This window comes from Streptomyces sp. NPDC042346 (genome assembly GCF_055581845.1).
The window spans coordinates 385649-397614 of sequence record NZ_JBVJEH010000009.1; the positions used below are offsets into that span (position 1 = coordinate 385649).

The 11966-nt window shown below is 71.4% G+C and carries 10 protein-coding genes; 8 read left to right on the forward strand and 2 right to left on the reverse strand.

Features of this window, described 5'->3' with window-relative positions; translation table 11 throughout:
- Window positions 1-552: 552 nt before the first annotated feature.
- Entirely contained in the window at window positions 553-2241 is a 1689-nt protein-coding gene (locus ACZ6K0_RS31640; RefSeq protein WP_469236239.1) for a hypothetical protein, read from the reverse strand.
- 1224 nt (window positions 2242-3465) lie between these two features.
- Window positions 3466-4248 (reverse strand): GntR family transcriptional regulator, encoded by a 783-nt coding sequence (locus ACZ6K0_RS31645; RefSeq protein WP_469577433.1) that lies wholly within the window; start codon window positions 4246-4248, stop codon window positions 3466-3468.
- Window positions 4249-4359: 111 nt separating this feature from the next.
- Between ACZ6K0_RS31645 and ACZ6K0_RS31650 the strand changes: the two genes are divergently transcribed.
- From ACZ6K0_RS31650 to ACZ6K0_RS31685, 8 genes are all read left to right on the forward strand, one after another.
- The gene (locus ACZ6K0_RS31650; RefSeq protein ID WP_469236241.1) at window positions 4360-4647 is read left to right on the forward strand and encodes a hypothetical protein; all 288 of its coding nucleotides are present in this window, start codon (window positions 4360-4362) and stop codon (window positions 4645-4647) included.
- A gap of 151 nt (window positions 4648-4798) precedes the next feature.
- Window positions 4799-5458, forward strand: a complete 660-nt coding sequence (locus ACZ6K0_RS31655; protein WP_469236242.1) for a WhiB family transcriptional regulator — start codon at window positions 4799-4801, stop codon at window positions 5456-5458.
- A 100-nt stretch (window positions 5459-5558) separates the two neighbouring features.
- Complete coding sequence (locus ACZ6K0_RS31660; RefSeq protein ID WP_469236243.1) at window positions 5559-5924, forward strand: hypothetical protein; 366 nt, start codon at window positions 5559-5561, stop codon at window positions 5922-5924.
- Window positions 5921-7366, forward strand: a complete 1446-nt coding sequence (locus ACZ6K0_RS31665) for a DUF2637 domain-containing protein (RefSeq protein ID WP_469236244.1) — start codon at window positions 5921-5923, stop codon at window positions 7364-7366. The genes ACZ6K0_RS31660 and ACZ6K0_RS31665 overlap by 4 nt, the downstream gene beginning before the upstream one ends.
- A gap of 82 nt (window positions 7367-7448) precedes the next feature.
- The gene (locus ACZ6K0_RS31670; RefSeq protein ID WP_468479617.1) at window positions 7449-7643 is read left to right on the forward strand and encodes a hypothetical protein; all 195 of its coding nucleotides are present in this window, start codon (window positions 7449-7451) and stop codon (window positions 7641-7643) included.
- Complete coding sequence (locus tag ACZ6K0_RS31675) at window positions 7640-8197, forward strand: hypothetical protein (protein WP_469236245.1); 558 nt, start codon at window positions 7640-7642, stop codon at window positions 8195-8197. Before ACZ6K0_RS31670 ends, ACZ6K0_RS31675 begins: the two co-directional genes overlap by 4 nt.
- Window positions 8197-8703 carry a hypothetical protein gene (locus ACZ6K0_RS31680; protein WP_469236246.1) on the forward strand — a complete coding sequence of 169 codons (507 nt, stop codon included), beginning with the start codon at window positions 8197-8199 and terminating at the stop codon, window positions 8701-8703. Before ACZ6K0_RS31675 ends, ACZ6K0_RS31680 begins: the two co-directional genes overlap by 1 nt.
- Window positions 8704-8765: 62 nt before the next feature.
- Window positions 8766-10973: a hypothetical protein gene (locus ACZ6K0_RS31685; protein WP_469236247.1), complete on the forward strand. Its 2208-nt coding sequence runs from the start codon at window positions 8766-8768 to the stop codon at window positions 10971-10973.
- Window positions 10974-11966 lie beyond the last annotated feature (993 nt).

The window sequence follows — 11966 nt, forward strand, 5'->3', positions numbered from 1 at the left end:
GGCCGGGCACCTGCCGGGACCCGGACAAGGGGGTGCGGCCGACGGCGGTTGAGCTGGACAAGGGGTGCTGCCTGGAGCTGGACAAGGGGGTGACTAGTGAGCACCGCTCTCGGACAAGGGGGCTGGCGACTACGTTCCGCAGTCACCGATACCGAGCCGGGAGGGAGGTTCGCTCCCGCGCACGGGGCTGTCGACGGGCCCGGTTGCCCGCCGCACCACCGACCGCACCACACGCGGTGCGGTCGGCCCACTGGGGGCACCGCACCGTCCGAACCGGCCTCGACCGCACCGCACCGCACCTCCGCACCGCATCCCCTGGTGCGGCGGTGCGGAGGTGCGGTGCGGTCGAGCCGCAGGCACCCGACCGGCCGGCGCACCGCACCATCGGTCCGTGCCTCGGGCCCCGTGGTGCGGTGGTGCGGCCCTCGGTCGATCGGCGGTCCTGCGACGGCCGCGGGTGGTGCGGAGCACCCGCACCACCGGCCGCACCGCCCCCAGCCGGGCCGTCCCGGTCCGAGGGTGGCTGGTCCGGATCAGGTCCGGGCGTGCGCGTCAGACCGCGGTGGCGATCTCCACGATCCGGTGGCGGACACAGATGTTGCGGGCCGGGAGCGCGGGGCGGTCGCACGCCGAACCGTCCGCACCGCCGACGCACGTCGCGGGTTCGACGGCCGGACAGGAGGAGCGCGCCGCGACCGGCGGCAGCCCGGACACCTCGCAGCGGCAGAGCTGGCAGAAGCTGTCGACCATGGCCTGACCGATCAGGAAGATCCGGGCACCGCACCCGGTGCACGCTCCGCGCGGCGGTCCGACGGGCGCAGGCCGAGGGGCCGGGACAGGGTGGCGGATGGCGTGGTCCAGGACGCAGTCCGTGCAGGATCCGGCAGGCCCAGGCCGGGTGCCGTGCTCAGGACACAAGCCCTCCGCCAGGCGCTGATCGCGTTGACGCGCCGCGGCCCGGTCGGCAACGACTTCCGCGCACACATCGCAGCGCTGCCCGTTCGACCACATGACGCCGCTCTCGCAGTCCTGGTGTCCGCAGCCCCAACGCGGAAGAGCCACGCCGAGCAGCCAGCGGCCCGGATCGCGGATCTCCGAGGCCATCGTCCGGGCCGCGCGGATGGTGAGGCGGTGGCTGATCCGCTCCGCGGCCATCCCTTCGCGCAGCTGTCGGCCAACCTCCCGGGCGATCTTCCGTGCGACGAACGCGCTGTCGACCCGCTCCAGCAGCCAGTGGACCGGCTCCAGCACCGTGTAGATCGCCGGGCTCAGCGTCAGCTGGGGGCCGCTGTACGCCCGCCGGGACTCCGTCGACGGACTGGTCCTCGGCTTGGGGATGACGGGCTGGTTGTGTGCATCCGCGCGCAGCGCGAGAACCGCCGAAGCCCGGCTGCGCGGCTTGGGGACCGGCCGGTTTTCCACAGGCGCAGCGCCCTCTACTACCTGAACCTCGCCTACGGCGGGTGAGCCAAGCGCACCCGTCTCCTCCGGTCGGTCAGTCCTAGGTGTTTCCTCATTCGCGAGGGATCCCTCATCAGCCAGCGGACCCGATCCCTCACCAGCCGGGGAACTGTCCGTCTCAGCCGCAAGGGCGTCCGGCAACCCCTGTTGGGCCTGTTCCGCGTTGCCGCCGGAGGCCGTGCCGGCCGTGCCAGAGACCTCTTCGTCCTGCGGAGCAGCGGTAGGAGCGATGTCGTGAGCGGTGAACAGGTGGCGTCCGCGGGCTCCGGCGCGGCGCCGAACCGTCAGCCACCGTGCCGCCTCGAGCTCGTCGACCACCTGGCCGGCAGCCGTCACGGTCAGCTGCTGGCCGGCCTTCTTGCCGGAGTGGTGGAACAGGGAGCCGGCGAGCTCCCCCTCGGTCAGCTGGATACCCACCGCCTGCGCGTACGCGATGATCGCGTACGCGCGCAGCTGGCGGGGCGTGAGGTCCTCCGCGGCGGCCACCGGTACCCACACGAAGGTCTCCGTCCGCGACACGGGCCTGGTCCGGCGAAGCGCCGAGGTCCCTTGTCCGCCGCGCAGCGTGCGCCGCTGGGAGAGCAGCTCCACAATCTGGTCCGGGGCAGGCCGCGACAACTGCGCGAGGCCTCGCTCCACGGAGGCCTTCGAGAGGTGCAGGTACGAGGCGATCGTCGACGACCTCGCCTGGCACCCCTCCTCGCGCATGCCGAGCGCCTTCACCTTCACGTATACCGCCAGCGCGATGTCGGCGTAGAAGGGCGAGGTGACCAGTCGCATCGGCACCTTCACCCGCTGCCGTCGGACGGGCGCGCCACAGTGCGCCGCGGCGGGTCCCGCTGCCGCCGCCGGAGCGGGGTGCTCGCGTGAGGCGAGCGGTGAATCAGAGGAAAGAGCGGTGGTGGGCACACTTCTCCTGGCACAGCGGCACACGGCTCACTGCGCTGGGTTTCGCAGCCCCCGCCGGTCGCAGAGGGGGCTGTTGTGTTGTCGATGTGGGCGCGGTCCTCGGCCGGTCAGAGGTGGGTGTCGGCCATAGAGGTGTGCGGGCCCGGTTCGGTGTGACGGGGAAGGCGGAAGAATTCGGCCCCCCTTGTCCACACCCGGACCCGTTGTCTCCGCGGCGCCTCTCGGACCTGGCCGGAACCAGGGGCTGACCTGCAGGACAAGGGGTGCGGCAGCGCCGTTCTCCCCTCGTCCGCCGTACGGGCCGGCGAGTCAGCCGAGAGCGGGACGAACCACGGGCCGGAGACGGCGTGGCGGAAGGCTGCCAGCAGCCGGACAAGGGGTGCGGGCCGCTGCAAGAAGCCGTTCCAGGGCGGGCCCGTGCATCTCGGCGGCGGACATGCGCGAGGAGCCTTGGCGCGCGGATCTGGTCGCGCTGGCCAGGGCAGTGGCCGGGATCAGACCCTGCCGGCGGGGTCTGAGCTGACAAAGGGCATGGCGGTACTGCAAGATGTACTCCGTCCTCTCCGGGCCTGGCCCGGGGTACGACAAAGCCCCGCTTGGGGCAGCTGCTGGTGAGGCAGTGATCATCAGACCGCGAGGTCTGAACCTCGCTCAGGGGAGCGGCAAACTCCTGCTGAGCGGTGAAGGCCGGATCGAGGAGCGGCAAACTCCGTGACCGGCGGAGAAGGGCGAGGAGCGGCCTGGCAAAAGGCGCCCGCCCGGCGAACTACGACATCCCGCCCCCCTCAACCGGGGCAGTGCGCCCATCGCGCGAGCCGCACAGCAGAACAGCCCGCCGCGGCGACGTCGAAGACGTCGCTCGATCAGCAGGCTGACTGAGTGCTTGCGCGTGGGTGCGGGTACGCTTCACCACGAGACACCGCCTTATCGGTTCTCGGTTCGATAAGCCCCCGCGACTTGCTCAAGGTCGCGGGGGCATCGTGCATTTTCGGGGCCGATGCTAGATCGACTGGATGTCACCTTATCCCCATACCTGTCGTATGTGGACAGCCGATTGATGGTCGCCGCACATGGCGCGCACACACCAAATACCTGTCATGGCTCGGGCATTTCAGGCGGACTCCCGACTGACCGCGACAGATGCACGCGATCGGCGCGAACCGTCGTCAGCTCGCAGAAGACAGGTTCGCCCTCGTGGAAGCCGGTCCGCTGGACGAAGTGCACGGGAGCAGGGCCGGACTTCAGAACGCGGGTCTCCTCGACAGTTGCGCCCCTGGTCGACCAGCAGCTGCGGACGCCGTCCTGCGCCATCCCGTGCTCCGCGAGCAAGCGCTCCTCATCGACCATCTTCGGTTCCAGAAGCTGGCGGGCCACGTCGGCCACCGACCGCGGGGTGAAGAACTCCCGAAGTGCCCAGGGCGTCCCCTCGTGGCAGTGCACGGTGCTGCGCACCGCGACCGTCATCCCGTCCGGGCCCTGGAGGAGGCGGGCGATCGCGGCCGGTGCTTGGCGAACCTCCGTGCGCAGTTCCTCGCCGTGGCCGAGCTGCTCCTCGCCGGCGGGCAGAAGCTGTCCGCCCTGCGTCCAGACGACTTCGAAGGCCGACGGGAATCCGATCACCCGGTAGCCGCGCTTGGGGAGCGCCTCAACCAGCCCTTCCTCGACCAGCGTCGCGAGGCCGGCCATGAGGGTGTTCCGGACCACGCCGAACCGTGGTGCGAGCACGCGGCTGGACGGCAGGAAGCTGCCTCGGGCGAACTCCTCGGCCGCGATCGCGCGGCGCAGTTCGGCAGTGACCTGGTCCTGCGGGCTCGGCTGCGACATGGGGCTCATCTTGCCGTACCGGCGCGGGCGGCCCCGGGTCCTGGTCCGCTTCATCGGGCATCCCCCTTGACGTGAGCGATCTTCAGGTGCACCATCATCACACATCTGGCTCATCTGGAGTGAGCCAGATGAGCCAGATGTTTCTATGAGTGATGGAGCCCCGCCATGAACACCCGAACCCGAACCGCCGTCGCCGCCGCCCTCGCCACGATGCTGGCCCTCGGCGCCACCGGCTGCGCCCTGGACGGAAGCAAGGCCGACCAGCCCTTCATGGACGCGCCGAAGGGCGCGATCAACAAGCAGCCGATGGACATCGTCGTGATGAGCGACGGCTTCTCCAACGTCGGCGCGAAGTGTGACGGGCCGAACCGCGTGTACGTGATCTTCCACGGCAACGACAAGTACGGCTCCGTCGCCGTCGCCCCGAACGACCCGCGCTGCACCACCCGCTGACCTCAGGCCGTGCTCAAGCACGGCGCGGGCCGGGGCACCCCCCGTCGAACGGCCCGCCCGATCCGCGCGCTCCACGCAAGCGGCCTCCGGGGCTGGACCCCCGGAGGCCGTGCGGAGCGCGTCGCCCCCGCTTCGCAGGAGACGACAATCCATGAACAGCATCATGATCGCAGGCCAGCCGGCCCATGCCGAGACGCGATCGGCCGCCGACGGCACCGACGAGGCGAGCATCGCCCTCTATCTCGCCCAGGCGGACCCGATCGACGTCCTCGCCGGCGGCGGATACCTCGCCGGCCGCGACGGCAACCTCATCGCCCGAGAGCTGCGCCGGCCGCAGCTGCGCAAGGCCCTGGAGCACTCCGTCTGCCACACGGTGGCTCCCGACCCCGACCACTTCTACCAGGGCGACGAAGAGCCCGACGCCACCTGGCGCCGCCGCAGGGCCGCCACCATCCGCGACCACTGCTCGGTCTGCCCCGTCCGCGCCGTATGCGCCGAGCTCGCCCTCCGGGACGACGACCCGCACGGCGTCCGCGGCGGCCTGTCCCAGAAGAAGCTCGCCGTCCGCCTCAAGACCGAGCACGAGCGACTGGAGAGCGCCCGCGCCGAAGACACCCGATCCGCCCTCGCCCAGACCGACCGGATCCAGGCCGGCGCCGATGTCCAGCGCATCGCCCAGCAGTACACCGGCAACTCCATCCCGGCCACCAGGCGAGCCGAGAACACGGCCGCGATCCTCGCCGCGGTCCAACACCGCGACAATCTCCGCCGCACCCACCGGATTGCGGCCGGCTGGACGGAGGCGGCGTGATCCACCACCTGGCCCTCCCCCCTGCTGCGCCGACCTTGAGTCCCGACCGCGCCGCCGCCACCCAGCAGCTGGCCGGCCGGCCGTGCCGCGGAGGTGACCGATGATCCGCTTCATCCGCAAGGGCTCCCTCGTGGGCCTGCTCCGGGCGGCGGCGACCGCGCGCCACGAGGCACGAACCGCCCGCCGCGAGCTGACCGACCTGCGCAGCCGCCACCGCCGCCTGATCAGCCACCTTGCTCGGCGCGAACCCGCCCAGATCCTGGTCGTGCCTGTCCCCGCCGCTGCCGGCACCGACCAGGTCAGCCCGCTGGCCGTCCTGCTGCTCGCGCTGTGGCACCAGGCCACCCTCGAGCGCGAGGCGTTTCGCACCTGGGTCACCGAGGAGCCCGCCCTCGTCACTGCCGCAGAGCTGCAGGCGCGCGCCGCCGAGGCCGCCAGCGAGGCCGCCCGGAGGGACAGCCCGTGACTTTCGACCAGCTCCCGGGAACGACGCTCCCCATCACCGAGCTGCTCACCTCCTGGCAGTTCGTCGCCGGCGCGATCGTTCTCACCCTCGGCCCGGCGCTCGCCCTGCGCCGACGGCGGGCCGTCCACGCCGCCCTCGACGACAAGCAACGCTCCGCTGCCGCCGACTTGTACGGACGGCGTCTCGAAGACCGCCTGACGATGGTGATCGCTGCCGCGGCAGCTGCCCTGTCGGCGACCGGGCTCCGCCGTGTGGGCCGTCACCAGATGGGTCTGAGCGACCCGTTCGACCTTCTGCCCTTCGTCGCCCTCGACGTCGCCGCGATGGTCTGCGGGCGCCGCGCGCGCCGCCGTGCCCGCGCCGGCGAAGGACCGGGGCTGTCCGGGGTCCTGTTCTGGGTCCTGGCCGGCACCAGCTCCCTGTTCTCCGCGGCCGAAGCCGCCTCGCTGCTCGGCGCGGTCGTCCGCGCGGTGTGGCCGGTCCTGGCCGCGGTCCTGTGGGAACTCGGTTCCCTGGAGGAACGCCGTGCCGCCCGCAGCAGCCGCGCCCGCCCGGACCGGCGTCTGGCGCTGGTCCGCCTCTTCCACCCCGTCGAGGCCGTCCGCGTCGCCCTGCTCCTGGCCGCCCGCCAGGACCTGGCCCAAGAAGAGGCCACCGCCGAGGTCCGCGTCTCCCGGGCCGCCTTCCGCTGGTACCGGCTGCGCCGCGCCCAAGAAGCGGTCCGCAAAGCCGGCCGACCGACCCGCTGGGCATACCGGCTCCTGGAGGCACGGGCCGACAGCCGCGCGCAGACCGCCAGCGAGCGCGCCCGGTGCGCCGACCCGGCCGTGCTGGAACAGGTCGTCGGCCGACTGCAGCTCCGCGTCCGGCAAGCGGAATGGGCCGGTATGAACCTGCGCTCCGCAGCGGCCTTCGAAGCCATGCGCAGCACGCTGATCGGAGCCGCCGGAACCGTTCCACCTCATACCGGCACCACCCATACCGGCACCCCGGACGACCCGGCCTCCCCAGAAGAACCGCAGGTGGGGAGCGGTATGGGGGCTGCCGACGGTATGACCGACGTCCTGACGGACGCGGAGGTGGAGGAGCGGTTCGTCCGCCTCGTGCCCCTACGCAGCGACGGCAAGCTCGCGTGGGGCATCAACAAGTGCGCCAGCGCCGTCGGCATCGGCACACCCCGCGCCCGCAAGTTCCACAAGTCCCAGGACACCTGGCTCCCGGCCGCGGTGACCCGGTATGGCGCCGGCACGGCTGCCCCGATGGAACGGCACGTCGACCAAGCCCTGGCCCTGGCCAACCAGGCTCCCGCAGCACCCGACACCGAGGGCCAGCCGACAGCCCAGACCTTCGACGACGAGCTCCTGCTGGCAGGCCTGGCCGACGGCTACCAGGTGCTTCCCGGCTCGAAGCTCCTCGTCCCTGCGGGCGCCGGCCGACGCTGACCCGCCCCGCCCCACCTGCCTCGCTCTGCGGACGCCGGCCCCGGCCGCCCGCGAACTCCCGAATTCTCGTGAGGACCCAGCCATGCCCAGCCCCGCCAACACGCCGGCCCAGTCCTTCGACGACCATGTCGCGGACGTGCTCGCTCTTGTCGCCGACCGGCGGCCCGCACCCTCCCCGCGCGTCCCCGCGCGCCCGCGGCACGTCGGACGCCCGCACCTCACGCTCGTCCCGCCTCTGACCGGCCGCGCCGCCGAGGACCGCGAGGCCCGACGATGAAGATGATCTCGACCGGGCGCCGCCGAGCAGAACCCGCCGCCGCGCCCCGGAGCCAGCCCGGCACCGACTCCGCCGCGATCGGCGGAGACGAGCTCAGGGCCCGGGCCTACGTGAAGGCCGCCCTGGGGGAGACGGACACCCTCGCCCCGACTCGACGGAACCACCACACCGCAGCCGAGGGAGAAGGGGAACCCCCAGCCGTCGCCCCCGGGGTTGAGGTCCATCACCACCACTACTACTACGCCGAGATGCAGGCCCCGACCGCCAGCCGGGACCGGATGTTCGACTTTTCCTGGATCGTTGCCGACAAGGCCCGCCTGAGTGCAGTGGCCGCAGGGGCGCTGATCCAGCCCGCCCTCTACGCCCTGGCCCACGACGCCGGCACGGCCGCGCCCGTCGGCATGGCGTTCATGGCCGCCCTGATCACTGGCTCCTGGCGGCTGCGCTACCCCAGCGCGATCACCCGATGGCTGTTCACCCTGAACATCTCCGCCGCCGTGCTCTACGGACCCACCTTCCTCCTGATCGTCACCGCCCTGACCGGAGCCTCCTGATGTTCACCACCGCCACGTACGTCACGATCGGCGGCCTCACCGTGGCCCTCTCCTTCCTCGTCTGGCGCGGAGTGCGCTTCTTCCGCCACGACCACCGCAGCTGGAAGGCCCTCATCCCCTTCCTCCTCGGCCAAGCACTCGGCATGCTGTCCGTCCTGTGCACCGGGGGAGCCCTCGGGTACTTCTTCGGCTTCGTCGCCCACGTCATGAACATGGGCGGCGACAAGGTCCTGGCCGGCGCGACCGGATCGGCCACCCCCGCAATCCACGGCGGAGCCCACCCCGGAGTGATCACCCCGTCCGGCGCCATGGTGCTCGTGCTGCTCTGCGTCGGCCTGGCCACCGCCTGGAAGTCGATCACCAAGTCCGTCTCCCTCGACTTCGGGCTCGGCGCCGCCTCCGGCAGCGGACTCGGGCTGTCCGCAGGTGGCGCCGGCCTGGCCGCAGCCACCCTCGTCCCCCTCGTTAACGGCATCGGCATCCAGATCACCGGCGCCTTCAACTGATCCACGCCGCGGTTGCCGCCGCCCGCCCGGCCGGCAACCGCGGCACCGCCAGGAGCAGCAGCATGTCCGCCTCCCCCGCATCCTTCGACGAGTCCGACAAGGAAGCCGTCGACTCCGGCCCCCGCGACGATCCCAACGAGCCGCCGCTACCGGACCGGCCGGCCCGACGCGCCGCCCTCACCGCGTACGTACACAAGATCGCCGTCCGGGAGCGCTCCGTCCTCGCCGACGGCACCCGCCACACCGCGCGGCAGCTGAGCCGCTGGTGGAACGCCCAGGACCTCTCCCCGGAGTACCTGACCGCCTTCCACCTCAATCACCAGCACACCCAGTGGAAAGACCGCCGCACCGCCGACCTGCGGGAGATCAACACCCAGCTCAAGCACTGGAAAAACTCCAGCGACCATCAGGCACACCGCCAGCGCGCCCTCTACTCCCGCGAGGCGAACGCCGTCCGCGGCGAAACGTTCACACCCCGCCCGCCCAGCGGCGCCGACCTCGCAGCCACCCGCACCGCCCGGGCCCGCAACCGGCGCCTGGGCACCACCGTGCTGGTCGCCATCTCCGTCGCCCTCGCCACACAGAACCCCGCCCCCGCCGGCTACACCGCTGTTACCGCCACCCTGCTCGCAGGGGCAGCCGCCTGGATCCAAGGGCGCCGGCCCACCGTGCTGAACCCCCCGCCGCCCAGCCTCGGATTCCCCGTGCCCGAGCCGGCCCCCGGCGTAGCCGGCGCAACCCAGCCCGACACCAGCCCGTACCCCATCGCCCGGGCGACCACCACAGACGAAGCAGGAGAGTGCATCCTGCGCGCCCTGCGAGCTGAGAACATCCCCGTCGCCGAGATCACCGACGTCGAGCAGCAGCCCTGGGGCTGGCAGTCCACCGTCCGCGTCTCCAAAGGCACCCCTGCCGCGATCATCGACAAGGCCCCCGACCTCGAGACGCTCTTCGACCTCGGCAAGGGCGACGTCATCGTCCAGCCGCTGAAGAACCGCACCGCTTGCGCGACCCTCCTGCTACGCCAAGGCGACATGTTCGCCGATCTACCACCCGCGCCCTACCTCGCGCCGAAGTCGATCAGCATCACCGACTCCTCCGTCTACGGCGGCTCCGCCAACGGCCGCCCCCTCGCCTTCCCCCTGGCCGGCCTCATGGGCGAGGTCATCGCCCGATCCGGCGGCGGCAAGTCCACCCTGCTGCGCGCGCTCGTCGACGTCGCCACGGCATGCCGCGACGCGGTCACGTTCTTCCTCGACCCCAGCGGTGACGGACCCGGTCCCTACGAAGACGCGATCCGGCTCACCAGCCTTGACCCCGCGACCATCGAGCGCACGCTGCTGTGGCTGCACTGCCTGGCCGCCGGCCGCGCCCGCATCCGCCGCGGTCTCGGTATGGGTGACGCCTGGCAACCGTCCCCTGAACATCCAGCAGTCCTTGTATTCATCGACGAATTCCCCAAGCTGACCGACCTTTCCAAGATGCTTGTCGCATCCCTCTTGCTTATCGGCCGGAAAGAGGGGGTCTGGGTCGTCTTCGCCGCGCAGGGCGCCACCACAGCCTTCCTCGGCTCCAACCTGGCTCAGCAGCCGGCCCTGAAGATCCTCGGCCCGTGCCGGGATGTGGACGTCAAGGCCGCCCTCGGCGGCGGCATGATGGACGAAGGTTGGCTTCCGCACCGCCTCAACGGCAAGTCCGGCGACGACCTGCGGCAGTGCGCACAGGTCTACATCGAAGGCGCGCCCGGCATGCCGGACGACCCCATGATCCACAAGATCCACCACATCACCCTCGACGAGGCGAAGCGCCGCGCAACCGAACGGGCTGAGGCTGGTCTCGTCGAGATCGACGCGACCAGCCTCGCCGCCGCTCTGGGCGCCCCGCTGCCGGACTTCGTCACCGGCGCCGCTGACGACCGACTCAGCGAACCGCCTACCTGGGGGGAGCTTCTCCGACTCACCGGGGCGACGGGCACCCCTGCAGCGGAGCAGCCTGCGATCGCGCGGCACCTGCTGGGCGCCTTCGCCGAGTACGGCAACCCGCCCCACCTCACCGTGGCCCAGATCCTCGACCACCTGCGACGGTCCGACCCCGAGCGGTGGGAGCGCTGGGACGACCGCGAGGAGAACATCCGGCTCCGCGAAGCTGGCAAGGCCCTCGCGCGAGCGCTGCGCACCTCGGGCCTCACGCTCACCTCGCGCCGCCTCACCGATCTGGCGGGCAAGCCGACGGGCTACCGCCTTGCCGACCTGCGCGAGGCCCTGGAGTGAAAACGGGACTTACTTAAGTCTACGAGTAGAGGTTATGGTGCCCCAGGTCGAGACCTGGGGCACCGCCGCATCGGCATCTGCCCGTACTGGCCGGCCCACGTGGCGGCCGGCCACCCGAGCCAGGGTTACCAGCGTCCGCCGGTCCGCTGCAGCCAGCGAGGGCCTGACCCATGGCCGCGCGCTGCTTGTCCGAAGACGTCTGCTGTTCGCCCTCCTGAGCGTGCCGTGCCTCGACGGACGAGCAGCGGACGAATGCAGATCCATTCGCCACCTGCGAAGACGCCTTGGACAGCTGTGAAAGGAGGGGACCGTGGGAGCAACGAACCGGCCCGTGGACCGCGCGTCCGGGGAGATCTCTCCCCTCCACCCTGAGTGTCCGATCGGGGAGGAGATCTCTCCCCGCTCATGGCTGGCCGGGCAGCCCCGCATGCGTCCGCGAGGGGGAGTGATCTCTCCCCCTCGCGGAGCAGGAAGGAAACGCCGAGTGCGGGGGAGTGACATCTCCTCCCCGTGGCCGGCGGCAGGACTCATGGCCGCCCTTCCGCCCGGGGGGAGATATCTCCCCCCGGGAAGGCTCGGGACCGCGCCAGCCGGGAGCGAACAGAGTGGTTCCGTTTGGGGTTCCCTTTGGAGTCCTGTTTGGAGTCCCCTTTGAGGTTCCGTTTCAGGTCCCCTTTCGAGTCCCCTTCCATTCGAGTCGCTAGAAGCCAAACAGGCAGGTCACAGGCACGGACAAGGGGACCGCGGCACGCCGACTACTTCCCTACGGGCCTATGGCGGAGCTGGATGGACGTGCGAAGAAACATCAGCTGGAGGGGGAGAGAGCAGGCAGAGCCGGCGCGCGGCGAGGCAGAGGGTTGGAGCGGTACGGACGACGGACGGAGGAGGAGCGGGGTTGGAGCGGTACGGACGACGGACGGAGGAGGAGCGGGGTTGGAGCGGTACGGACGACGGACGGAGGAGGAGCGGGGTTGGAGCGGTACGGACACGTAC